Annotated in this window: 27 protein-coding genes; 5 read left to right on the forward strand and 22 right to left on the reverse strand. The window is 38.5% G+C overall.

The genetic code is table 11. The annotated features are described in order from the left end of the window. Positions 1-5 precede the first annotated feature (5 nt). Entirely contained in the window at positions 6-710 is a 705-nt protein-coding gene (gene deoD / locus MKX82_RS12045) for a purine-nucleoside phosphorylase (protein ID WP_233313483.1), read from the reverse strand. Positions 711-950: 240 nt separating this feature from the next. On the opposite strand from deoD, the gene MKX82_RS12050 reads away from it, so the two are divergent. After that, positions 951-1,076, forward strand: a complete 126-nt coding sequence (locus MKX82_RS12050) for a hypothetical protein (RefSeq protein ID WP_282581397.1) — start codon at positions 951-953, stop codon at positions 1,074-1,076. A gap of 39 nt (positions 1,077-1,115) precedes the next feature. On the opposite strand, the gene MKX82_RS12055 is transcribed toward MKX82_RS12050, so the two are convergent. Together MKX82_RS12055 and MKX82_RS12060 are read right to left on the reverse strand one after the other, a co-directional pair. Next, the gene (locus MKX82_RS12055; protein ID WP_341077423.1) at positions 1,116-1,889 is read right to left on the reverse strand and encodes a sporulation protein; all 774 of its coding nucleotides are present in this window, start codon (positions 1,887-1,889) and stop codon (positions 1,116-1,118) included. A 181-nt stretch (positions 1,890-2,070) separates the two neighbouring features. Beyond that, on the reverse strand, positions 2,071-2,241 hold the full coding sequence (locus MKX82_RS12060; protein ID WP_233313481.1) for a YozD family protein: 171 nt from the start codon (positions 2,239-2,241) through the stop codon (positions 2,071-2,073). A gap of 186 nt (positions 2,242-2,427) precedes the next feature. On the opposite strand from MKX82_RS12060, the gene MKX82_RS12065 reads away from it, so the two are divergent. Beyond that, entirely contained in the window at positions 2,428-2,580 is a 153-nt protein-coding gene (locus MKX82_RS12065; RefSeq protein ID WP_233313480.1) for a hypothetical protein, read from the forward strand. Between the two features lie 17 nt (positions 2,581-2,597). Here MKX82_RS12065 and MKX82_RS12070 read toward each other — a convergent pair whose 3' ends face one another. Both MKX82_RS12070 and MKX82_RS12075 read right to left on the reverse strand, forming a co-directional pair. Next, positions 2,598-3,293, reverse strand: a complete 696-nt coding sequence (locus MKX82_RS12070; protein WP_233313479.1) for a hypothetical protein — start codon at positions 3,291-3,293, stop codon at positions 2,598-2,600. A 390-nt stretch (positions 3,294-3,683) separates the two neighbouring features. After that, positions 3,684-3,920: a YozE family protein gene (locus MKX82_RS12075; RefSeq protein WP_237941616.1), complete on the reverse strand. Its 237-nt coding sequence runs from the start codon at positions 3,918-3,920 to the stop codon at positions 3,684-3,686. 203 nt (positions 3,921-4,123) lie between these two features. Here MKX82_RS12075 and MKX82_RS12080 point away from each other — a divergent pair, with 203 nt between their 5' ends. Then, positions 4,124-5,212, forward strand: coding sequence for an SGNH/GDSL hydrolase family protein (locus MKX82_RS12080; RefSeq protein WP_237941617.1), 1,089 nt, complete (start codon positions 4,124-4,126; stop codon positions 5,210-5,212). Between the two features lie 60 nt (positions 5,213-5,272). Here the strand turns inward: MKX82_RS12080 and msrB are convergent, their stop codons facing one another. The 3 genes from msrB to rsgA form a co-directional block, all read right to left on the reverse strand. Further along, positions 5,273-5,698, reverse strand: a complete 426-nt coding sequence (msrB, locus tag MKX82_RS12085; protein WP_233313476.1) for a peptide-methionine (R)-S-oxide reductase MsrB — start codon at positions 5,696-5,698, stop codon at positions 5,273-5,275. After that, positions 5,691-6,230 carry a peptide-methionine (S)-S-oxide reductase MsrA gene (gene msrA, locus MKX82_RS12090; RefSeq protein WP_341077428.1) on the reverse strand — a complete coding sequence of 180 codons (540 nt, stop codon included), beginning with the start codon at positions 6,228-6,230 and terminating at the stop codon, positions 5,691-5,693. The genes msrB and msrA overlap by 8 nt, the downstream gene beginning before the upstream one ends. 161 nt (positions 6,231-6,391) lie before the next feature. Further along, positions 6,392-7,450 (reverse strand): ribosome small subunit-dependent GTPase A, encoded by a 1,059-nt coding sequence (gene rsgA, locus MKX82_RS12095; RefSeq protein WP_237941618.1) that lies wholly within the window; start codon positions 7,448-7,450, stop codon positions 6,392-6,394. A gap of 317 nt (positions 7,451-7,767) precedes the next feature. Between rsgA and MKX82_RS12100 the strand changes: the two genes are divergently transcribed. After that, the gene (locus tag MKX82_RS12100; protein ID WP_233313473.1) at positions 7,768-8,523 is read left to right on the forward strand and encodes a DUF4397 domain-containing protein; all 756 of its coding nucleotides are present in this window, start codon (positions 7,768-7,770) and stop codon (positions 8,521-8,523) included. A gap of 37 nt (positions 8,524-8,560) precedes the next feature. Here MKX82_RS12100 and MKX82_RS12105 read toward each other — a convergent pair whose 3' ends face one another. The 7 genes from MKX82_RS12105 to MKX82_RS12135 form a co-directional block, all read right to left on the reverse strand. After that, a complete protein-coding gene (locus tag MKX82_RS12105; RefSeq protein WP_233313472.1) occupies positions 8,561-9,139 on the reverse strand; it encodes a YpmS family protein in 579 nt (192 codons plus the stop codon). A 2-nt stretch (positions 9,140-9,141) separates the two neighbouring features. Beyond that, positions 9,142-9,864, reverse strand: coding sequence for an SGNH/GDSL hydrolase family protein (locus tag MKX82_RS12110; RefSeq protein ID WP_341077431.1), 723 nt, complete (start codon positions 9,862-9,864; stop codon positions 9,142-9,144). Positions 9,865-10,204: 340 nt separating this feature from the next. Continuing rightward, entirely contained in the window at positions 10,205-11,764 is a 1,560-nt protein-coding gene (locus MKX82_RS12115) for an ATP-binding protein (protein WP_233313470.1), read from the reverse strand. A 115-nt stretch (positions 11,765-11,879) separates the two neighbouring features. Next, positions 11,880-12,038, reverse strand: a complete 159-nt coding sequence (locus MKX82_RS12120; RefSeq protein WP_233313469.1) for a YflJ family protein — start codon at positions 12,036-12,038, stop codon at positions 11,880-11,882. Between the two features lie 117 nt (positions 12,039-12,155). Then, entirely contained in the window at positions 12,156-12,998 is an 843-nt protein-coding gene (locus tag MKX82_RS12125) for a DegV family protein (protein WP_233313468.1), read from the reverse strand. A gap of 187 nt (positions 12,999-13,185) precedes the next feature. Further along, positions 13,186-14,451, reverse strand: coding sequence for a threonine ammonia-lyase IlvA (gene ilvA / locus MKX82_RS12130; RefSeq protein ID WP_233313467.1), 1,266 nt, complete (start codon positions 14,449-14,451; stop codon positions 13,186-13,188). A gap of 125 nt (positions 14,452-14,576) precedes the next feature. Beyond that, the gene (locus tag MKX82_RS12135) at positions 14,577-15,284 is read right to left on the reverse strand and encodes a tubby C-terminal domain-like protein (protein ID WP_341077437.1); all 708 of its coding nucleotides are present in this window, start codon (positions 15,282-15,284) and stop codon (positions 14,577-14,579) included. A gap of 121 nt (positions 15,285-15,405) precedes the next feature. Between MKX82_RS12135 and trhA the strand changes: the two genes are divergently transcribed. After that, the gene (gene trhA, locus MKX82_RS12140) at positions 15,406-16,029 is read left to right on the forward strand and encodes a PAQR family membrane homeostasis protein TrhA (protein ID WP_233313465.1); all 624 of its coding nucleotides are present in this window, start codon (positions 15,406-15,408) and stop codon (positions 16,027-16,029) included. Positions 16,030-16,063: 34 nt separating this feature from the next. On the opposite strand, the gene MKX82_RS12145 is transcribed toward trhA, so the two are convergent. The 7 genes from MKX82_RS12145 to MKX82_RS12175 all read right to left on the reverse strand — a co-directional run bounded on the left by MKX82_RS12145 (position 16,064) and on the right by MKX82_RS12175 (position 22,349). Next, the gene (locus tag MKX82_RS12145; protein ID WP_341077442.1) at positions 16,064-16,552 is read right to left on the reverse strand and encodes a dihydrofolate reductase; all 489 of its coding nucleotides are present in this window, start codon (positions 16,550-16,552) and stop codon (positions 16,064-16,066) included. Next, on the reverse strand, positions 16,549-17,343 hold the full coding sequence (locus tag MKX82_RS12150; RefSeq protein ID WP_233313463.1) for a thymidylate synthase: 795 nt from the start codon (positions 17,341-17,343) through the stop codon (positions 16,549-16,551). Before MKX82_RS12150 ends, MKX82_RS12145 begins: the two co-directional genes overlap by 4 nt. A gap of 31 nt (positions 17,344-17,374) precedes the next feature. Beyond that, positions 17,375-18,082 (reverse strand): anthrax toxin lethal factor-related metalloendopeptidase, encoded by a 708-nt coding sequence (locus MKX82_RS12155; RefSeq protein WP_233313462.1) that lies wholly within the window; start codon positions 18,080-18,082, stop codon positions 17,375-17,377. A gap of 218 nt (positions 18,083-18,300) precedes the next feature. Next, positions 18,301-18,879 (reverse strand): TerD family protein, encoded by a 579-nt coding sequence (locus MKX82_RS12160; protein WP_233313461.1) that lies wholly within the window; start codon positions 18,877-18,879, stop codon positions 18,301-18,303. A gap of 42 nt (positions 18,880-18,921) precedes the next feature. Then, positions 18,922-19,536: a TerD family protein gene (locus tag MKX82_RS12165; protein WP_233313460.1), complete on the reverse strand. Its 615-nt coding sequence runs from the start codon at positions 19,534-19,536 to the stop codon at positions 18,922-18,924. Positions 19,537-19,599: 63 nt separating this feature from the next. Further along, positions 19,600-20,697 (reverse strand): toxic anion resistance protein, encoded by a 1,098-nt coding sequence (locus tag MKX82_RS12170; protein ID WP_233314726.1) that lies wholly within the window; start codon positions 20,695-20,697, stop codon positions 19,600-19,602. Between the two features lie 8 nt (positions 20,698-20,705). Then, entirely contained in the window at positions 20,706-22,349 is a 1,644-nt protein-coding gene (locus tag MKX82_RS12175) for a YceG family protein (RefSeq protein WP_237941624.1), read from the reverse strand. Positions 22,350-22,589 lie beyond the last annotated feature (240 nt).

Consider the following 22,589-nt stretch of genomic DNA (forward strand, 5'->3'; position numbering starts at 1 on the left):
TACGCTTATTCTTTAATTGCAGCTTCGAGTGACACCTCAATCATTTCATTGAAAGTTGTCTGTCTTTCTGAAGCTGTCGTTTCCTCTCCTGTTAAAACATGGTCACTTACAGTTAATACAGACAACGCTTTGCGGTTAAATTTAGCTGCTAATGTATAAAGTGCTGCTGATTCCATTTCAATCGCTAGAATTTGGTACTTAGCCCATTTTTCCAGCTCAGAATTATCGTTATAGAACATATCTGCTGTAAATACATTCCCGACTTTTAGAGAAAGGCCCTTTTCAATGCCTGCATCATATGCCTTTTTAAGCAGATCAAAGTTTGCTGTCGGTGCATAGTCTACGCCACCGAAAGTAATGCGGTTCATTTGCGAGTCAGTTGAAGCGCTCATTGCTAAAATGACATCGCGAACTTTAACATCCTGCTGGATAGCACCGCAAGTTCCGACTCTGATTAGATTTTGAACGTTATAGCTTGTCATTAATTCATTCACGTAAATTGCGATTGAAGGAGCTCCCATGCCTGTTCCTTGAACAGAAATTCTTTTTCCTTTATATGTACCTGTATATCCAAACATATTTCTCACTTCGTTATAGCATACCGCATTCTCCAAAAAATTCTCCGCGATATACTTTGCTCTCAAAGGATCTCCAGGAAGGAGTACCGTTTCTGCAATTTCGTTTTCTTTTGCGCCAATATGTACACTCATTTTTAAGTACCTCCATTGATAAGAACATTTCAATAAAAAAATATATTAGGAATCATTTCCATATCCTAAACATTCACTATTTGTACTATATCATATTCTAGATTTGGGATAAATACAATTAATAGCAGGATAACAAAACTTTAATCGGCAATACTAATTTTAGCTTTTCCTTTGGGTTAGGAAAACATGCTAATACACACAAGTAACTTTTAAAATTTAAATGTTGAAGGAGATATTATTATGGGAAAAAAGCATCGCAATCGAATTAACTCTCCTAAAAAAAATAATCATATACCGAAAGAAGCCATTATTGCTGAACACGAAGCACATGGCAAAGAAATGTCTGCTAGAGAAAGAAAGAACTAAAAAAAGCAGGTGTGACCAAAAACAGTCACACCTGCTTTTTTAACCTGCATATTTGTTGATTAAATGATAGAGATTCCCCTTTAAGTCTGCCAGCTCCTGCTTATGAATACGCAAGGAGACATAGCTTTCATCCATATCAAGAGCCTCTGCGAATAATCCAGACAGCCCCCTTTGTTTTCTGTCAATCTGAAGCATAACATCGAGCTCATTTTCTGTAGCTGTTAGAATGACTAATTCAACCTCACCCAGCTTACCCCTAAAAGAACCGGAGACCGGAACGAATTCAAACTCCTGCACGAATGGAAGTCGCATTCGATGTGCCCGGCCTGCCTCTTTACAGCCGCCGCCTTTCATATGAAAACCCAGCTCCTCAAAAGCGTGGAACACTCCTCTAGTGAATGGAGATGGAACGATATTAATATGGTCCACATCATTCGGGTCAATAGCTTGTTTAATATCAAGGCCTGTTGAGATCCATACTTTTGTTCTGCCTATCGTAAAGGGAATATCATATGGAAGCACACTCGAAAATGGGATAACCTTTTTCTCTTTTGCCTCAATAGTAAAGGCTCCTGCAGCAAGGAATTCTCCAATCAAGGCCGTTTGTGATTCCTTTTTATCGTCTCTTTCTATTTCGTATTGTGTATACAGTCTGACATATATGGCGTCAATATTTTGAGCAACATTGCCTCCTGTAATATTTATTTCTCCCTCTATCTGTTCACCTGGTAAATAATCGGATTTTTTCAGCACCGTATCAAGTTTTGCTGCGCCAACGCCTACACTTGCCAAGGCTTTTTTAAATATAGACATAATAATTTTTTCCTCCCGCTATTTGCAAAATGATTTTGTTGTAATCATTTACGGAAGGGATGTTATAAAAGTTTCAATTAAACTAAAAAAAAAACAATAAAAAATGGCAAGAGCATTCTCCTGCCATATGAACGAAATAACCTGCTTTTATATTAAACTGTTTTTTCCAAACTTACATTCACTATTCATCCAATTCCTCATCAATAATGCATTTCTCAAGAAGATATTCAAAAGTTATGTCAGCTAATTCTTCCATTTCATCTTCTGTGGGAACGTATCCCCTTTTTAATAGCTCACGAAAGAAAAACTCAGCAATTTCCTCCGTATCTATTATTACGTCAATCTCTTTCAAGCATATCGCCCCCTTTTGTAAGAATATATGTGACATAAGGTAAAACATGCAAAGCTTTTGTACAAATTATCGGATAAATTAAAATATTTTTCAAGAAAAAAGAGACATGTTTAGAGGGCCAGGTTCATATTTATTACTATTGACACTGCAAAACCTAAAATATCGTGAATAATGGGGGAAAATACTGTGAATAAGTTCCAGCATTTAGTCGAAGCTTTTAAAGAAGATGTGAATGAAGATAACAGCAGTATTTTAGGAATATTTGACAAAGGACTCAAAGCATTGTTTTCATTAGTATTGTTCGGCTGTATTCCTTACTTCCTATACCTTATTCTCTAATCTAGTGTAGGACAAGCTTAGAGCTTTTGCTTATCATCCTTGCTGCTTAACTGTTTTAGCTTTCTAATGGTCAGTCTCATTGCATGCTCATACTCTAAATCTTCGAACATCTCATACAATAATTGATAGTCATTATATATATCAAGCAAACCATCAATCAATTCTTGCTTTTCCTTCGTGCTTTCAAGCAGCTCTTTTTCCGACTTACGGTAAGAGCTGTTAGTTTTTTGCAAGTTTACCGGTTTCTTTTTCTTATCCATTATATATAAGAGACCCAGCTTTTGAATAAAGCTGTCAGCATTTTCTGCATCTGCCACTAAAGTGAGTTCTTCTTCCCCTGCCTCAAGCCATTCTCCATCACTAACTCTTGACAGTTCATAAATGATATCTTCCCATGCATCTGATTTGTAACGCCAAATTTCTGTGCGGAAACCCATGATTTTAAAAAGATTGGATCCATAGCCTTTTACTTTGACAAGGTCACCTATAAAATAGCGATATTCAATGTCTATTTTTTCCGTATCCATCAGCTCTCCTTCGAATTCTGACAGCATCTGCAGACTGGATTCCAAATATAATCCTTCACTTTTATTCACTTCGTAGACATGCATGTCATCAAGCCACTTCACGTCTGTGATTTTGCCAACGGTTCCATAGATAGTGATGACAACAGTATCGCCAATTTTAAACTTCGGTTTTTTTCGGTTTCCCATAGTAAAAAGTCCTCTCTAAACAGATTGTGCGATATTCGGTCCGCAAAAAGCAGCACCCTTGCCCCCACAGTCATGCTTAAAGACTTAACAACTAAAGTGGGGGATTTTAATAAGAAACTACCCTTTCATAAATCCACATCTCATCTTCATCCTTTTTTTGTTCGCTGTTTTTCTTATCTGAGATAATATATGCATCATCCTTGCTAATCGCCAATACTCATGTTCTATTTCATTTCGTTTTTTTCTAAATCAGCCATTATACAGGGAATGGACGTTTTGTTAATCCAATATATGTAGCTGACAAACTATTTTAGAATACACTTTAACCAAAACACGGGTTTCATTAAAAAATGGGCAAATAAAAAAGCATTTCGCAAAAAATGCAAAATGCTAATAACGGATTTCCTTTTCTTCTTGAAACAGATACGTTTCCCAAGCTTCATCAAAGATTCTCATACTATCCAAATAATGACCATTTAGCTCTAAATAATTGCTTATTTCATCATAATCAAAGCTGTTTTTTGGGAAGCTGTGATCTAAATAAGCATGATTGGCAAAGTGACTTATGTTATCTTTTGGCTGGGGATGGCGGAATTTCATTAAAAAATGATAAAAAGATTTAGTCATCGTTCCTCTTCCTTATCCGAAATAATATACCGTATACTATACATAACAAGAAATAATGGTGCAAGCATTATTCACTTTTTATAAGACTTCCAATCTATGCCTATTTAACGCTCCTCTTGGTTCCTATTATGTTTAATTCAGAAAAGGCAGGATATAATATAGCATGGCGATATTTAAGAAAGCGGGGAAATACAGTAACTTCTATGAAAAACAAAACTTTTATTCTAGTAATTACCAGTGTATTTGGGATAGCCTTATTTTTGCTGTATTGCCTCTATCATCCCGGCAAAACAAGCTCCAGTACTAAAAACGTCTACGACAAAATAAAGGCAAGTGAACCAGTATCCTATCTTGTAATCGGAGACAGTATCGGAAGAGGTTCTGGTGCGAGCAAGGATCAGACTAAATGGTTTTATTTGCTTGAAGATAAATTATATGACAATTATGGTTCTCCATTAAAACGGAACATGATTGTTCAAAGTGGAGCCACAGCTTTTGAAGGCTTATATAAATTCAAGAATTCCAGTATCCAAAATATTGATCTAATCTTTATCGTCTTTGGAGAAAATGACCGTAAATACATGAATAATGACGTTTTTTATTATTTATACAGCCAGCTTCTTCTCCAAGTAAAAGAAAAATATCCTGCAGCTGAAATCATTACCCTTACAGAAAGCAGTTTAGATAATGAAAATTTTGCAGACGTCATCTCTAAAGTGTCTGGGGAATACCAGGCAACAAATCTTGACATGAGAATTCCATTTCGTAAATCAGGAAAAAGAGCAGAAGAATTAACGAAGGATTTGGTTCATCCAAATGATAATGGCTATCAGCTTTATGCTGAATATATTTACAAGCATTTCAACAAACAGATACAGAACAAGGAAAAGAGTACAGAACTGCCCTTGAATGACTATGCGGCTAAAGCAATCAATATGGTAACAAACAACGATTATACATTTAAAGACAGCTCTTATGTGAAAAAGCAAGGATATTATACTACTGATGATAAGGGTGCCGAACTTGGCTTTACCTTTAAGGGCACCTATCTTGGCGCAAATGTAATAAGAGGTCCGCTGGGCGGCTTAGTTGATGTCTATATCGACGATGAATTTGTAACAAGTATTTCGACATGGTGGCCATTTGAAAAACCAAGGTCTGAGTTTATTGCCGGCGGACTGCCAGATGAAACACATAAGGTAATCTTTCGCTCAGCAGGTAAAGCTTCCTCCCATAACACTTCAGGGTATCACAGAGTGCAGATTTCGTCTGTGATTGTTCAAGACAAATAGTTAACATAAAAAAGGCAATCCTCTAAAACGGATTGCCCTTTTCTTTGTATTGATTAATCTTCAATCAAACAACACTTTGTATTTGCCGTAGCCTTCTTGCTCCAGATCTTCCTTTCTGATGAAACGAAGAGAGGCTGAGTTCATGCAGTATCTTAAGCCTGTTGGATCAGGGCCATCATTGAATACATGGCCAAGATGGGAATCAGATTCTTTCGTCCTAACCTCTGTCCTAACCATAAAGTGACTAGTATCTGTTTTTTCTACAAGATCTTCCTCACTAATAGGCTTAGTAAAACTCGGCCAGCCGCAGCCTGCATCATATTTGTCATTTGAACTGAACAAAGGCTTGCCAGAAATGATGTCGACATAAATACCATCAGCAAATTCGTTCCAATATTCATTATGGAAAGGAGGCTCTGTTCCATTGTTTTGAGTTACTTCATATTGAATTGGTGTCAGTTTGTCTTTTAATTCTTTTTTATTCATGCTTTTCCCCCCAGTTGTTTTTAATAAAAGCAGCTCTTCCTGAGCCTACATGATAGGCGTTATAATGCAGCGAATTTTTTTTGTAGTAATCTTGGTGATAATCCTCTGCGTCATAAAAAACAGATGCCGGAATTATCTTCGTTGCAATCGGCTTGTTAAATTTGCCGCTTTCTCCTAATGCTTTCTTTGAAAGTTCAGCAAGTCGTTTCTGTTCTTGATTATGATAAAAAATAGCTGTTTGGTAGGATTGTCCTCGATCAAAAAACTGGCCGCCTGGGTCTGTCGGGTCAATCTGTTGCCAATATATATCAAGCAGTTTTTCGTAAGGGAACAATTCGGGATCGAATGTAATCTGGACTGCCTCATAATGACCTGTCGTTTCAGAGCAGACTTCCTTATAAGTAGGATTTTCCTTATGGCCGCCCGTATAACCGGAAACAACAGAAATAATTCCAGGCTCCTGATCAAACGGCTTCACCATACACCAGAAACAGCCGCCGGCAAATGTTGCTTTTTCATATTGTTTTTCCATACGATACACCTCTATTCCATTTAGTATGTATACTATCTTTTCCCTATAGGGAGTGTAACAACACTTCTTTTATTAGCTTAAACAAAATCGCCTGAGAAAGCAAAAAAGAGGCTTGCTGAATAATAAAAAGGAGTGCATGCCTGCACTCCCCATTCTCATTATTATTTTCGCTTTGCTTTTATCGTTTTTTTGATACTCTTCCATTTCTTCTTCTCATCTGACTGAGCTTTTTTATTCTGCTTTCTGTCAAGATAAGCAAGTTCTCGCTTCATTTTGAAATAGCTGTTCAGGCGGCCTGACTCCAGCTCTCCGTCCTCTATTGCCTGTTTGACAGCACAATTAGCTTCCCCCATATGACCGCAGTCTCTAAACCGGCAATTTTCAGCCAATTCCTCGATATCAGTGAAACTCTCTAAGATACCGGCACTGCTGTTCCACAGCTGCAATTCTCTCATCCCTGGTGTATCAATTAAAACACAGCCATTAGGCAGCACGAGCATCTCCCGGTAAGTTGTCGTATGACGGCCTTTGTCATCGTCTTCCCTAATTGTTTGCACCGCTTGCTTCTCATAACCTAATAAATAGTTCGTTAATGTAGATTTGCCTACACCGGAAGATCCTAAGAGGGCAATTGTTTTTTGCGGCTGCAAGTAGTCGTTCAAAAGATCAAGCCCCCGATTCTCATGGACACTTACCGCGATTACCGGCACACCGAATGCGACTGCTTCAACTAAAGCGACTGAATCCTCTACATTGTTAGAAAGCTCTGATTTAGTAAGGAGAATCACTGGATTAGCGCCGCTTTCCCATGTCAGTGTCAAATATCTTTCGATTCTGCGCAAGTTTAAATCCTCATTCAGAGAATTAACTAAGAATATCGTATCCACATTTGCTGCTACGATTTGCTCTTCTGTAGTCTGGCCAGCTGTTTTTCTTGAAAATTTACTTTTTCTCGGAAGAACTGCCATTATCGTGCCTTTTCCTTCATTAAGCCGCGGCAGCACAGCGACCCAATCTCCTACTGCAGGATAGTCCTCTCTTCCGACAGCTTCAAAGGAAAGTTTTCCTGACACCTCACACAATAGCTCGCCGAATTCCGTAAAAATCCGGTAAATCCTCTTATGCTCTAATGCAACCCGACCTGCAATAATACCCTCTTTATTTAAGTGCGCTAATGCGCTTTTTAGCTCTTCATTGAACCCGATTTTATTTAAATCCATTTTAATCCTCCATTTTTTTTGCATAATAAAAAACCATAAGCACGTACAGCCCATGGTTTTCACATGCATTCAAATGCAGAATGTAATTCACTTACTTCATAAAGTAAGCGTAGGGCTGTACGATATATGCAATTGCCTTATTTACACAGATTAACTTTTTCATCGTACATCACCCTTTCCGTTATAATTAGTTATAGTATATACCATTTTTTTCTTTTTGTACATATAATTTCCGATTAGAAGATTATTTTTTAGATAGGCACTGTATCATTCGCTTTGCATAAGATGAAGCAAATTGAGCAAATAGGAGTGATACTATGAATAAACAAGGAGACAGCTTTCCCATTCATGAAGCGGGCATGTACAATCTGTTAAGCGATTATTATAAGTATACAAATCCAGAACTTCATATTTACTATTACCAAAAACATCTTCAAAGCCTGAAAATGGCACTCCCGCAAAACATAACAGCAGATACGGAAAGGCAAGCAGAATACGGCAAAATCCGCTTTATCCATGCATCTGTTCAAAAGCCAGCTGTCGATATTTTCATCAATGGAGTAAAAATATTTAAAGAGGTACCCTTTAAAAGCACTACAAATGATATGACCCTGCCAGTAGGCCGCTATCAAATAGACATTTATGAAACAGGGAAGATGGTTGATTCGCTCTGCAGCCAAAAAATCCTTGTAGAAAGTAACATCTATCATACTATTACCTTTTTAGAATCTGCCAATCAATATTTAAAGCTTTACTCCTACCGGGAAGATCCTTTTGTGCATGCAGCTGAAACAAAACTGCGTTTCATTCATCTTCATCCAAAATTGCCAGCATTAAATATTGCTGTCCAAAAAGGAGATGTTGTTTTTCCTGGTTTACACTTGAAGGCATCTACTTCTTACTTAGGGCTATACCCGATGACTGTCTATTTAGAAGCGCGAGATGCAGACACAAATAGACAAATTGCAACTCTTCCTCCTTTAACATTAAAGGAAAACAAAGCGTATTCTGCTTTGATTCTTGAAGGTTCCTCAGAGGAAGCTCCCACAGATATCTTGCTTATATCTATATAAAAAAGGCAGAATATCCATTCTGCCTTTTTACAATTGATTATTCCGTTGGCAAGAGCAAGTTGAAGCGAATTCGATTGTTTTCCAAATCAAATTCCTCTACTTCCGCCGCCATACCGTCGCCGATTTTCATATTAGTAAGATGCACATCAATAGTCTCATCATCGGGATTAATATTAACCCATGATGGAAGCTTATACTGATTCTCAATAAATTTCATTACATAGGAAACGGGAAGAGACAGCTGTCCGATACTGATCGATTTCTGTCTTAATGTAAGGTCCCCATTGTCCAATGGAATTGGTTCAAATGTAAGCTTCATTTCTATATCACTGCTAAAGATCGGCAAATAGCCAAAAAGCTCTACTTCGTCATTAAGATTTACTTCATAATGAACAGGCCCATTTAAGCCTTCTTTTTCCAAATAATTGTTGATAAGCAAAGTTAAGTCTTCTTTATTTGTTGTCACTTGAAACGGAATAACATCTTCGTTCTGTGAATCCACCCTGTCTGCCGATTTGTCAGCAGGTAAAAACACAAGGGTGACAAGGACTAACAGGATAATTATATTGATGGTTGCTAATATTAAAAAAGCTGTTTTCCATTTTTTCTTAAACAAACTCATTCTCCTCTGTTTTCTCTATTCAAGCGCTTCATTGCTAATATTTCCCCAATCGCCTCTTCTTTTACTGTCTGATAAATTTCGTCAGCAATCAATTTATAGCCTTTATCGTTCGGATGAAAATAGTCTGTATAAAGAAGGTTTTCAGATGAATCAGCAAAAATGTGTTCAATTGGCACAAAATAAGTATTGTTATATAGAGTAAGAATATTTTCTCCCGACATATTCCATTCTGTCACAATATCATTCATTTCATCCACGTCAGAAAACCATTTTGTAAAGGGATTATATACACCAACGAGGACTATCGAAGCTTCTTGATTATCTTTGCGAATTTCCTTCAGTATATTATAAAGATTCGTCTCAAATGTCTTCATTTGCCCTGTAAAATCATCGAGCTGCAAATTTGAGATATGATCGCGAACAACTTTCATAATATCATTGCCGCCTATTGTTAAAACAACCATATCTGCATCTCTGATGGAATTCTTGACTTCATCAGATTTAATTTTTTTGAGCAGCTGGTCTGTCCGATTGCCTTTAACACCAAAGTTGCTGATAGTGACGTTCCCTACTCCCTCTTCCTGCTTAAATAGTTGCTGCAGATAAGGGACATAGCCGCCTTTGCCAGTACTGTCACCAACACCCTGTGTCAAGGAATCACCGGCTGCGACAACATTCAAGTCCTCCGATATAAAGCTTTCTGGGACTTCCTGCTTCATGGCTACAACCGTTTCTTTCGAATCATTCCTATGAAAGGAAGTGTTGGTTGTACAAGAAGTAAGCAAAAAAAGCGTTATAATTGAAATCAGTAAGGTAAATGGTCTCATTGGCTAACACCTACCTTTATTGCATTTTTAATCATTATAACATATGGATAAAAGAATGGTTTTTACATTTTTATCCTTCTACCATTAGGCCAAAACTATGCAAATACTTTTTGCCTTTATTGAAAAAAGACCTATTCATTAGGCCTTATATTGTTTTACAGAATGAATGATAGGTAAAAAATAGCTAAAACATTTAGTATGTATGATTGAATAGGCATTTGAAAACAAGCACTTAACTATATAGTGGGATATAAACCTTAAAAGTTGTACCCTTGCCTTTTTCACTTTCGACTTCAATCTTGCCTTTCATTTGTTCGATCATTTGATAGCTGACCATCAATCCCATGCCAGTACCCTTTTCTTTTAAGGAATAAAAAGCTGTTCCTAGTCTGCCTAATTCCTCTTCTGTCATTCCAATACCCGTGTCCTTAATTTCAAAAACCCCAAAACCAGCTTTTTTGTATAAACACACGCTTAACACACCTCCGTTAAGCATGGATTCTATTCCATTTTTAAGAATATTGATCAGCACTTGCTTCAATTCACTGCTGTTTGCGCGTATATAAACCTGCTGGATGTCACGTTCAAAAGTAATGCTTTTCGACATCAATGCATAAGAATGCATTAAGTCAATTACCTTCATGATTAAATCTTCTCCATCGACTTTTTCACTTTGTTCAATTCCAGGCTTCGCTAAAGATAAGTAATCATTAATAATTGTCTCTGCTCTGTTCATTTCTTCAATCATTAGCTTTATGTACATTCGTTCCTCTTCACTAATATGTTCTTTAGCAAGAAATATCTGCAGGAAACCTTTAACAACAGTCATTGGATTTCTTATTTCATGGGCTACAGAGGCTGCTAATTGGCCAATCGCATTCATTTTTTCCGCACGCTGCAGCTCCCGGTGGATTTTCGTGTAGTTCATAATATTGTCCATCTCGTTTAAAGCTTCTTCTACTGAATTCAGCTCAATATCCCGAGACAATGTCCCTAATTCTTTCGAGGTTTTAGAAAGTCTTGTAAAAAGCATAGCAAGCTTTCTAACCATTTCGTTAAGACTGTCGCTGATTGCCCTTATATCGGATGCATGATGGCTGTTTAGCTCCACTTCCAAATTGCCGCTGCTAATCTCCTTTAGTCCCCATATTACCTCTTTTAAAGGCAATAGAAGCTTGCTGATTGCTCTTTTCGTATAGATAAACAGAAGTGCAGCCAAAAACAAGAATAGAACCACAAGCCACAATGACAGCTTGTGAATGCTGCTAAACAAACTATCTGCTGAAATATCCATTCCTATCGCGCCGATAACATTCATGCGCTCGTCTGTTATAGGTATGAATGCAGTATAAATATGGCTGCCATTCTCCTTGCGGAAGCCGCTGTAATCCGGAATTTTTATTAGAGGAATTTTGCTCGTTAACGCTGCACTGCTTGATGTGAAATAGGCTCCATCTTGTTGAAGGACTGACCATTCCTTGCAGGAGGAAGCTTCGTCATATATACAAATATATGTTTGAAGCACTTTTTCTTGTTGGAATGTATAGCTCGATAAGAGGTGTTCCTTATCATCATCACTCATAGAGCCGCTGGCGTAAAACTCCCCATCCGTTAAATGGTGTGCTGCAAAGTTTAACAGACTGTCCGTGTGTTCAGAGACAGCTTTCTTCCACTCATGAGAAGTGATGACATAGATGGATATTATTGCAGCAATTAACAGGAAAAAAGGCATACAAAAAGAGAATAATTGAATTTTATTTAAAAGAGGAAATTGCTTCACTTTTTTCATCATGTTACCCACCAAATCCTTTTAATTCCTTTTTCTAGAAATATAACTAAAAGAATTCGACAGAATTAAACGAAATTCCTCTTATTCCGCTAACTTTTTTTATGAAAGAAGGAGACGTTTAATTGTCCCCTTTCATTTTAGCGAGTTGCTCCTCATATAAATTTCTTAATATATAGACTTTATATAACTCTAATTTTCTTTGTTCTTGTGGATGCCGGTTCAACCCTAACTCTTTTAATCGGGCAACATACCAGCCTTTTGAACCATAATATGCCATTATTCTCTCCCCCTTAAAAAAAGATCCCCTTTACACTATATGTTAATAGGTTATTTCCTATGACCTAAAGCTGTGTACAAAAAAAAGAGATTGATTAATATCAATCTCTAAAAAAAGCTATTCCGCATAATAGCTAAAACCTAAAGCTCCTTGACCTGTGTGTGTGCTAATAACAGGTGTTGTGAAATCAATTTCTATTTTATTAAACCCTGAAACTTTTTCGATTGCATCTGAAAGCATTTTCGCATAATCAAGGCTGTCGGCATGAGTTATGCCTACTCTTTTAATCGTTTTCCCAAAGCATTCCTCCGCGAACGCATTTGCTAAGAACTTTACTGCCTGTGCTCTGCTTCGCACTTTTGTAACGGGTGTGTATACTCCGTCTTCCAAGGAGGCAATCGGCTTAATGTTTAAGAGTGAACCTATAAAGGCTTTTCCTTTACCAATCCTTCCACCTTTAATTAGGTTTTCAAGGGTATCGACGACAACAAATAATTTAGTATGCTTTTTGACATGCTGAATTTTTGCTAATATGTCCTCTTTATCGACACCGTTTTGTGCCATCATAGCAGCCTCAATAACTTGGAAGGATAAGGCTTTAGAAATATACTCAGAATCAATTACGGTAACATCTGCCTCTGTTAGTGCTGCAGCGCTTCTTGCAGAGTCAACTGTTCCGCTCATTCCTCCAGTCATATGGATGGAAATAACCGTATATCCTTCGTCTGCCAATTTATTATACGTTTCAAGAAAAACTCCCACTGGAGGTTGGGATGTTTTCGGAAGATTTTCTGCTTCCTTCATTTTTTGAATAAATTCTGCTGGGTTTATATCTACTCTATCTAAAAAGGTTTCTCCGTTTATTGATATTGATAACGGGATTACTTCAATGTCATATTTTTCAATTAATTCTGATGCCAAATCTGCCGTTGAGTCTGTAACAATTTTAATCTTTTTCATTTCACACTTCCCTTAGTAAAAATCTTGCCTTTTGTAAAGCGTTTTCTTAAACTAAAATTATACATCATTAGTCCTATAAATGGCAAGCAGAATCCTAAACTGGCAATCTGGCAATAAAACACCGTCTACAACTATATAAAAAAACCCCTAATGGAATCAGGGGTTTCTCTAAAAACTGTTAACGCCTTTATACAAGCAAGTTAAACAGGTTTGAATCCTTATTCAGCTCTGTATACGGAAAGCCTTTCAGATCCATTCTTTCAATAAGTCCTTTATAGTCTTCTCTGTGCTTCAGCTCCAAGCCGACTAATGCTGGACCATTTTCTTTATTGTTCTTTTTGATATATTCAAATCTTGTTATATCATCATCAGGACCGAGAACCTCATCAAGAAATTCCCTAAGTGCTCCTGCTCTTTGCGGGAAGTTAACGATGAAATGGTACAACAGCCCTTCATATAATAATGATCTTTCCTTAATGTCCTGCATTCTGTCAATATCATTATTTCCGCCGCTTATAACAACAACAACATTCTTGCCTTTAATCTTGTCCTTATATAAGTCCAACGCTGCGACAGGAAGCGCTCCGGCTGGCTCTGCTACGATTGCGTGCTCATTATAAAGAGAAAGAATCGAAGTACATACCTTTCCTTCCGGAACGAGCAGGATATCCTCGAGCAGCTGTTTACATACATCATAGCTTTTCTCCCCAACACGCTTAACAGCAGCACCGTCAACAAACTTATTAATTTTATCTAGTGTAATAACTTTGCGCTGCAGAACCGATTCTTTCATCGAAGGTGCTCCGGCAGGTTCGACACCGATCATTTTTGTCCCAGGTGAAACACCTTTAATATAAGTGCTTAACCCTGCCATCAGCCCGCCACCGCCGATGCTTGCAAACACATAATCGACAGGCTCCTCGATGTCATTCATGATTTCAATGCCTACCGTTCCTTGACCTGCAATGACATGCTCATCATTGAACGGATGGATGAACGCTCTTTCTTCCTGTGTTGCACATGCGACTGCTTCTTCATAGGAGTCATCAAACGTATCACCTACAAGAACGACCTCTACATTACTTTTCCCGAACATCTTCACCTGCGTTACTTTTTGTTTCGGTGTTGTTGCAGGCATAAAGATTTTCCCGTGCACACCTAAATATCTGCAGGCATATGCCACTCCTTGTGCATGGTTGCCAGCACTCGCACAGACTACTCCATTTTTCATCTTTTCTTTTTCCTGCATGACCATAGAATAAAAGGCCCCTCTTAATTTAAAGGAACGCACATGTTGTAAGTCTTCTCTTTTCAGATAGATATTACAATCATATTTTTCTGACAATCTATGATTTTTTTGTAAAGGAGTATGGGCCACTATGTCTTTAATTCGCTGGTACGCAATCAGAATATCCTCCAACTGCACCGTTTTTTTCATTACATTTTGTTCCATATCCACACCCTCATTTCACAGCTTTTAATTTGTACATTATAACATGTCAGAGAAGGAAATCCATCATAATAATTCTAAATTTTTTGTTTTTTCTCTACAAATCAATCGTTGGAATCAGAAAATTTTTATGATTTAAAATACATGTCAAATAGCAATAATGCTAAAATATAGACATCCTGATCGTCATTAACCGTTATTGTATGAACACCACTGACTAGATTGTTTCTTTTGATGCTGCCGACAACTTTATTGTCACACATCATTTTAGCTTCTCCATTGATTGTTCTTGAAGTGATGGTGAATCCTTCCTCACCTAACGTTCCTCTCATGGATTCCTTCAGATGAACAGCATTTTTCAAGTTAAAAACAGTCGCTGCTTTTCCGAACAATTCTCCATTTTTATAAATAAGCCAGCTTTCATTGTTTGCCAGTAATTTCTCCCGCTCCCATTCTACGCTATACACATTGTCACCAATCGAAAGTCTAAAGGATAAATACCATGGCGCTTTTCCTTCTATACAGCTGTCTACTACTCTGTGCCAGCGCTTTGTAAATAGGCGCTGATAGACACCCTTTTGCTCTTTTCCTTTAAATAGAGGTTTTGGTGTGTGCAGAAATTTTTGCAGCACATAAATAGACCAGTTCTCTGTGTTAGCCGGTATATAAGCCTGTTCCTTTTTGGAAAGAATGTTCGCAACGATATACAGCACAACAGCAGCAACTAAGGAGAGCGATGCTATCATAATCGTTGTCACTTCAATCTGTCCGATGATAAAATACCTGACGACAGTACCAGAGAGTATTAGGAAAAACAGAATATATAAATGCAGCAAAGCATTTCCCCTCCTTTTCTCTTCTTTATGTACGAGTCAAGTAAGCTTTTAGTTTCCATTTTATTGCTTCATTTGTTTTAATTGCTTCAATCCAGTAAAATAAACAAGAAGGAGGGATCGAATGAAATTCTCTGTAAAAGAAGAAATTGCTAACAGCATCACCCATGGAATAGGCTTACTATTAAGTATTCCAGCGCTTGTTTTTTTAATTGTTAATGCAGCTGAAACAGAAAATCCGTGGAGGATTGTCAGCTTTTCGATTTTCGGTACGACCATGCTGCTCCTGTATCTATGCTCGACTCTTCTTCACAGCACAACATATGAAAAACTGAAGGATTTTTTTGAAATCCTGGACCATTCTGCCATCTATTTGCTCATCGCAGGGACATACACACCCTTTTTGCTTGTAGCTATTAGAGGACCCCTTGGCTGGACATTGTTCGGAATTGTTTGGGGACTTGCTGTTGCCGGAATTGTCTTTAAATGTTACTTTGTGAAAAAGTTTATTGTCGCATCCACCATCTTGTATGTTATTATGGGCTGGCTGATTGTTTCAGCGATAGTTCCTTTATTTCAGGCTATCGGAACACAAGGTGCGGTGCTGCTCGTAATTGGCGGTATCCTTTACACAATCGGCAGCATCTTTTATGTATTGCAAAAGACACCTTACTTCCATGCGATCTGGCATGTTTTCGTCTTAGCTGGAAGCTCGTTCATGTATTTTTGTATTTTATTTTATGTATAAAAAAACCAAATCAGCAGCTGATTTGGTTTTTTTCTTAGCTTTTTCGTTCATATACAAGGAAGCGGTAATCATAATCATTCTGTTCATTTCTAATCCCTTTTTCTTCACTGATAACACGCCATTCATTCCAGTCAATTTCGGGGAAATAAGTATCTGCCTCAAATTCACCACTGATTTCCGTTATGTACATTCTGTCTGTAATTTCAAGCGTTTCTTTAAATATTTCTGAGCCGCCAATAATAAAGATTTCCTCATCCTTCGTTGCCTGCCAACTATTGAATTCAGCAATGGAATACAGAACGGTACAGCCTTCACAAGAATAGTGCTTGTCTCTTGTCAGTATAACGTTTTCGCGATTAGGCAGATTCCGCCCGATAGAATCCCGCGTTTTTCTACCCATGACTATAGGATGACCTGTTGTTACTTTCTTGAAGTACTTTAAATCTTCCGGCAGATGCCAAGGCAATTGGTTATTAAACCCTATTGCCTGCTTGTCATCCATCGCTACGATCATGGAAATCATACACTTACCACTCCTTTAATATGAGGATGTGCTTCATAGTTAACTATTTCAAAATCTTCATATTTGAATGAGAATATATCTTTCACATCTTTATTCATCACAAGCTGCGGCAGCGGCTTTGGTTCTCTAGTAAGCTGAAGCTCAACTTGCTCGATATGATTATTGTAAATATGAACATCACCGAACGTATGAATAAACTCTCCAACCTCAAGGTCACATACTTGGGCAATCATATAAGTCAAAAGTGCATAGGACGCAATATTAAACGGCACCCCTAAAAAGACGTCAGCAGAACGCTGATACAGCTGACATGAAAGCTTTCCGTCAGCTACATAAAATTGAAACAGACAATGACATGGCGGCAATGCCATATCAGGTATGTCCCCGACATTCCATGCACTGACTATCATCCTGCGAGAATCAGGATTGTTCTTAATTGTGTGAATTAATTCAGCTATCTGATCTATTGTGCTGCCGTCGCGTGCAGTCCATGATCTCCACTGATGTCCATACACAGGGCCAAGATTTCCGTCCTCATCTGCCCACTCATTCCAAATTCGCACATTATTGTCCTGTAAATATTTAATATTCGTATCTCCATTTAAGAACCATAACAGCTCATGAATAATCGAACGCAAGTGGAGCTTCTTTGTCGTAATCAGCGGAAATCCTTCTGCCAAATCGAAACGCATTTGATATCCAAATGTACTGACTGTGCCAGTTCCCGTGCGGTCCTCTTTCTTTGTTCCCGTCGTCAAGACATGCCTGCATAGATCTAAATATTGCTTCATTTATTCAACATCCTTTTCCTGCTAAAATTTCTTAGTTAATGCTGGCAATCTGTTTGTAAGTTAAAGGTGCCAGCTCCTTTAATGTTTCCTTCGTTGAACCGCCCAAATAATACATGGCAAAGGTTTCGGCAAAATATTCCTCTGGATAGTTCAAAAAATATTGGCTGTACGGAAACAGCGTTGCTTTCTCCTTATTCCAAGCAGCGGTAAAAGCTTCCGTTTTACTATAATAATTCAAAACCTTATAGTCAATGGAATGGGCAAGCTCATGAAACTCCAAATTAACGGAGCCATGCCCGCTGCCCTTTGGGCTCGCTCCAATTTTTACAAGCACTGTTTGGCCGCCGCCGATTCCTGGGACATCATCCCACGTTTTTTCGGACCGATAGCCTCTTGGTACAATTCCGGCAAACTGTTGTGCCGTTGGATTATCTGTCAGCTTCCCCGTAAACAGCTTCACTTTTATGCCTTTTTTCTCGATTTTCTGCAGAAGTGACTGCGGCAGTCTATTTATACGTTTCGCAATTGCTGCTGCTTCTTTCTGGTCAAAGGCTGGTTTTGGCAGCAAAATAATATTTTGCAGGTTCGTTTGTTCAGATTGAGTCAGCTCTCCCTTAATAATGGACTGAACTGGAAAATCCTTTAGAAATATGCCATCTATGTCTTGTTGAGAATTCCCCATAAGGAAGGAGACTATGCCAATCATAAAAAACGGCATAAATCTTCTTATATGCTTCATCCTTTTCTCCCCATCTTTCTTGCGATGTCTATACATTATGTTTGAGGTTCAAGCAGATTCCTAAATTAATAATCTACTAGATTATAGCATATATTAAATCGTAAGAGAGCAGTAAAGGATATTGGAAATACCTTCAAAAAAAACCTTTCAAACAGAACCAATGAAGGCTTCTATTCTGAAAGGCTAACTTGTCGTTATTAACTTACCATAACTTTTCTTTAAACGTCGAGTCCATAGTTGCGGCATAATGCAGCAAGTCCGCCTGAGAAGCCGCTTCCGATAGCATTAAACTTCCAGTCACCATTATGTTTGTACAATTCACAAATAACGACTGCTGTTTCCACAGAGAAATCCTCTCCCAAGTCAAAGCGAAGAATTTCCACATTTGTTTCTTCATTAACGACTCTGACAAACGCATTGGAAACTTGGCCGAAATTTTGGTTTCTTGAATCGGCATCATGAATTGTTACAGCAATGCCTACTTTTTCTACATGTGCAGGCATCTTAGAAAAATCGATGACAATTTGCTCATCATCTCCGTCTCCTGCGCCTGTCCGGTTGTCGCCTGTATGCTCGACACCACCGCTCGGATGTGCAAGGTTATTATAGAAAATGAAGTCCACATCATTTACTACCTTGCCGTTTGCATCTGCCAAAAAAGCAGATGCATCTAAGTCAAAATCAACTCCGCCGTCATAGCGGTTCGTATCCCAGCCTAATCCGATTACCGCTCTAGTTAAGCCCGGGTTTGTTTTTGTTAAGTCGATTCTTTGTCCTTTAGATAGATTAATGGACATCCTTTTCTCCTCCTTTTTTCTTCTGGTTAAAGCTACTATTCCTTAAGAATAAGATTTTACGACTTCACCAAGACTGCCAGCAGATGTGCCAGATCCGATAGCGCCAAACTTCCATTCTTGGCCGTGTCTGTAAAGTTCACCAACAATCAAGCTTGTCATCCCATTATAATTATCTGTCAAGTTATAGTGAAGCATAGTATCGTTTGAGCTTGGATTAACAATGCGGATAAAGGCATTTTGAATCATGCCGAAATGCTGTTTTCGTTTGATTGCATCATAAATATTAACAACAAATACAAGCCTATGAACAGATGCAGGCACTCGGCTCAACTCTACGAAAACTTGCTCGTCATCCCCTGCACCGTCTCCAGTCAAGTTGTCGCCGGAGTGCTGCACACTGCCATCTCTGCTCTTTAAGTTGCCAAAGTAAATAACATCACTGTTGCCCTTTACTTTCCCGTTCTCATCAAGCATAAGCACAGATGCATCACAGTCGACATTTCCGCCAGAACCGCCGCCGCCGAACAAGGAGCCAAATAAGCCGCCGCCACCCTTTTGCTGAACAGGATCCCAGCCTAGTCCTACCATAATTTTTGATAAACCTGGATTGCCTTTAGTCAAATCAACTTTTTGTCCTTTTTGCAGATTGATTGCCATATTGTCCACCCCTATGTATTTGTTTTTTTTATATAGTAGGGCAGAAATGTTCTGCCCTTATATTTAGCCTTTTAATTTCATTTGCTTGAAATTGTTTTGCAGCTGCTCGAGTTTTTTTGTGCCTTCTTCACGAAGTCGCTTATTCTCTTCCTCGATAGACTTTGTCTCCTGCATACCCTTCATAATGATATTCCAAGACTCTTCGATTGTCTCAATCTTAATGCTCGGCGCACCTGCCAGCCTTGCGATATCAACACTTTGCTGAGATATGTTCTGCGCATTGCGGACAAGCATCTCATTTGTACGGCGGTCAAGCTCGCTCATACTGTCTGCTACAAGCTTCTGTCTTTTAGCGGCAACAGCTTGAATCAAACCATTTTTGAAGATTGGAATTGTCGTTACAAATGCAGAGTTTATTTTACCTATCAGCTTCGTATTTCCCCGCTGCAGCAATCTGATTTGCGGTGCTGTCTGCAGGGCAACCATTTTAGCCATTTCCAAGTCATACACTCGTTGGTCGATAAGCTCGATTGCATTGCGCAATGTATCGAGCTGCATGGCTGCAAGCTGATCGCCTTGAATTGCTTTTGCTTCAATTGGAGGTAGCACTTCCTCTTTCAGCTGGTCAGATTTCATCGCACCTGCAACAGCATACTTCTCGAGTGTTAAGTAATACTGATAGTTTTGCTCATACATATTATCGAGCATATTTGTCGACTCGACCATTTCATTTTGGTACTTAGAGATTTCGACATATACTTTATCGATTTCCTGCCCCATAGACTGGTACTTGCCGAATAGCTTCTCCATTAATTTTTCGCTTTTCTTAAATAGCTTCCCGAAAAGTCCTTTTGAGGATTGTTCAAAATCCTTCTTATCAAATTTATCCATAATTCTGCCGAGCTGTTTCAAAAGTTCACCTGAGTCTTCAACTTTTGTCATTCTCATATTCCCTAAAATTTGATCAGAGAATTTCGAAATTTGGACAGCAGGCTCTTTTCCGAACTCCAATATTTGAATTTGGTCTCTTTCGTCAATCGATCTTGCCAATTGCTGCACTTCAGGCTCATTTCTTAACGAAAGCTTGATTTCAGAAACCTTATTTTCCGTTAACACATCTATCACTTGATGTTCATTACTTGAAGAATTAGATGATTGCATATTCACTGCTAATCTCCCCTTCTATTTTTTTTGAAGCCGTTTAGAATCATTTTCTTAAAGAATGATTCTTCCTTATATTCCATATCGAAAACAACATCCTCCAGCCAGTGAGCATCATAGGAGCCTTCTTGAATGAATGTCTCCATATCTGAATGACCTGGCGGATTATAAACGATAATATCTACACCGAATGAATTCAGTAAAAGCAATATAGCCGCATCTTCCCTTGTGAACAGACCGTTAAGCTCTGTTTTGTAGAGAATGACACTCGGCACATCCTGTGAATAGTCAAACTTCTGAAGCAGCTTCAGGATATCTGCAGGAATAATCAGCCCTTGTGTAAACAGAAATATAGCTGCTTCCTCTTCTGTCTCATTCGGCAAAAGCTTCAGCTGCGGCTTATCGCATATTGTGCGTATGCTTGAGGCAATTCCCTTTTGCAGCCCTAGCGGCAAGCGGCTATAGTTCCAGTAATTGGCTGTCATCATTTTGTTAATATCTAATTTCCCTTCTCTGTCGAGGGCACTTCGGTAGTGGAAACGGTAATCACTGACAACAGCTCTTGTAAACGGGAAATTCTTGATTAAAAGAGCATGGTCGACATTTACAAGACTATGCATCCGATCCCAGTATTCCTTTCTATTGCTGCTTACACCAAATACTTTAGCAAAAATAGTTGGAATTTTCACTACTCCATTGCTGACTTCAAAGTTAGGGCGAATCATTGCTTTTTCTTTCTCCAACAAAAAAAGCTCATCATATGTCGTTTTTAAGGTGACAGAAGTAGGAGTATAATCCCTTAGTTGCCATGGTTTATATAGGCCAGAACCTTCATGGTTAAGAATGCTTTCAATTTCTTTGGACGCTCTGTACGCAACCGTTGCCGTTCTCCGCCGTTTTTCAGTTGGAAACTCTTCTGCCTCTTTTGCTTGCGGATATATATGTGTAAAAGCCGGCTGTCCTTCACCGGATATTTGTGTGAGGATGTCATCACCATTTGGACTGACGACCACTAAATCACAGCCTATTGTAGCCAAGTATGTCAAAAAATAAGCCTGGCTTTTGCTGCCTGTCCCGTACCACAAAAATTGCGGCAGCCTGTCTTCCTCTCTGCACGCTTCAAGACTCGGTTCAAGATGATTGATGGACCATTTAATGACATCGACAAGAATTCTTCGCAATTCGCTGCTTTTTAAGCCACTCGGCTCTGCTTCTGCAAATCGCTCCAAAACCTTAATCATCCCTTCCCTTAATTTCCTATGAATGGATGGGACTTGAGATTTCAACAGCAAATTCTCTCCATCTAAAAAAGCGACAAAGCGATTGACCGAAAGATTTTGTTCTTGCAGCAAATTCAGCACTCTTTGAATCGCCTGAAAATGCTTGTTGTCAAGCACCCTATTCAAGTGATGGTTGCTGATAAGCACAAGCCTGCTGTCATCTTGACTGACCCAATCATACAGCTGGTTGTAGTATTCGTCTTCATCCATCGGAACGCCAAGCAGCTTTACAAGCACTTGTCCGAATGTGATGACACCATTTTCTTCTTTATAGAGCGGCCTGCTTTTTGGCGGCTGCTGCAATGTTGTATACCAGTTTTCCATTGATACAGGAAGTATCTGCCCATTCAGCGTGTGTAAATTAACATTCATTTTCCCACTTCCCTAAACGAACTGCTCTGTTAAATATGGCCTTGTGATTTGAAAAGGCTTTATATGTATCATAGCAAAAGTATATAGATATTGCTAAATATTTACCGTATATAAATTAGTACGTTTACTAGTCTAAAAAGTTTCATATTTTTTAAGCACTGCTTAACTTTCTAGCCTTCCAAGCAATATCTTTTGGGCTTTATATACCTATGTTCAATCCTTTTTAACGTCTCACCATTT

The organism is Niallia sp. FSL R7-0271, from assembly GCF_038005785.1.
GTDB lineage: Bacteria > Bacillota > Bacilli > Bacillales > Cytobacillaceae > Niallia.

What these genes read in the sequence shown, in the direction of transcription:
- deoD (WP_233313483.1), bottom strand. Translation starts at nt 710, where the DNA reads ATGAGTGTACATATTGGCGCAAAAGAAAACGAAATTGCAGAAACGGTA.
- MKX82_RS12050 (WP_282581397.1), top strand. Translation starts at nt 951, where the DNA reads ATGGGAAAAAAGCATCGCAATCGAATTAACTCTCCTAAAAAAAATAAT.
- MKX82_RS12055 (WP_341077423.1), bottom strand. Translation starts at nt 1,889, where the DNA reads ATGTCTATATTTAAAAAAGCCTTGGCAAGTGTAGGCGTTGGCGCAGCA.
- MKX82_RS12070 (WP_233313479.1), bottom strand. Translation starts at nt 3,293, where the DNA reads ATGGGAAACCGAAAAAAACCGAAGTTTAAAATTGGCGATACTGTTGTC.
- MKX82_RS12075 (WP_237941616.1), bottom strand. Translation starts at nt 3,920, where the DNA reads ATGACTAAATCTTTTTATCATTTTTTAATGAAATTCCGCCATCCCCAG.
- MKX82_RS12080 (WP_237941617.1), top strand. Translation starts at nt 4,124, where the DNA reads ATGAAAAACAAAACTTTTATTCTAGTAATTACCAGTGTATTTGGGATA.
- msrB (WP_233313476.1), bottom strand. Translation starts at nt 5,698, where the DNA reads ATGAATAAAAAAGAATTAAAAGACAAACTGACACCAATTCAATATGAA.
- msrA (WP_341077428.1), bottom strand. Translation starts at nt 6,230, where the DNA reads ATGGAAAAACAATATGAAAAAGCAACATTTGCCGGCGGCTGTTTCTGG.
- rsgA (WP_237941618.1), bottom strand. Translation starts at nt 7,450, where the DNA reads ATGGATTTAAATAAAATCGGGTTCAATGAAGAGCTAAAAAGCGCATTA.
- MKX82_RS12100 (WP_233313473.1), top strand. Translation starts at nt 7,768, where the DNA reads ATGAATAAACAAGGAGACAGCTTTCCCATTCATGAAGCGGGCATGTAC.
- MKX82_RS12110 (WP_341077431.1), bottom strand. Translation starts at nt 9,864, where the DNA reads ATGAAGCAGGAAGTCCCAGAAAGCTTTATATCGGAGGACTTGAATGTT.
- MKX82_RS12115 (WP_233313470.1), bottom strand. Translation starts at nt 11,764, where the DNA reads ATGATGAAAAAAGTGAAGCAATTTCCTCTTTTAAATAAAATTCAATTA.
- MKX82_RS12120 (WP_233313469.1), bottom strand. Translation starts at nt 12,038, where the DNA reads ATGGCATATTATGGTTCAAAAGGCTGGTATGTTGCCCGATTAAAAGAG.
- MKX82_RS12125 (WP_233313468.1), bottom strand. Translation starts at nt 12,998, where the DNA reads ATGAAAAAGATTAAAATTGTTACAGACTCAACGGCAGATTTGGCATCA.
- ilvA (WP_233313467.1), bottom strand. Translation starts at nt 14,451, where the DNA reads ATGGAACAAAATGTAATGAAAAAAACGGTGCAGTTGGAGGATATTCTG.
- trhA (WP_233313465.1), top strand. Translation starts at nt 15,406, where the DNA reads ATGAAATTCTCTGTAAAAGAAGAAATTGCTAACAGCATCACCCATGGA.
- MKX82_RS12145 (WP_341077442.1), bottom strand. Translation starts at nt 16,552, where the DNA reads ATGATTTCCATGATCGTAGCGATGGATGACAAGCAGGCAATAGGGTTT.
- MKX82_RS12150 (WP_233313463.1), bottom strand. Translation starts at nt 17,343, where the DNA reads ATGAAGCAATATTTAGATCTATGCAGGCATGTCTTGACGACGGGAACA.
- MKX82_RS12155 (WP_233313462.1), bottom strand. Translation starts at nt 18,082, where the DNA reads ATGAAGCATATAAGAAGATTTATGCCGTTTTTTATGATTGGCATAGTC.
- MKX82_RS12160 (WP_233313461.1), bottom strand. Translation starts at nt 18,879, where the DNA reads ATGTCCATTAATCTATCTAAAGGACAAAGAATCGACTTAACAAAAACA.
- MKX82_RS12165 (WP_233313460.1), bottom strand. Translation starts at nt 19,536, where the DNA reads ATGGCAATCAATCTGCAAAAAGGACAAAAAGTTGATTTGACTAAAGGC.
- MKX82_RS12170 (WP_233314726.1), bottom strand. Translation starts at nt 20,697, where the DNA reads ATGCAATCATCTAATTCTTCAAGTAATGAACATCAAGTGATAGATGTG.
- MKX82_RS12175 (WP_237941624.1), bottom strand. Translation starts at nt 22,349, where the DNA reads ATGAATGTTAATTTACACACGCTGAATGGGCAGATACTTCCTGTATCA.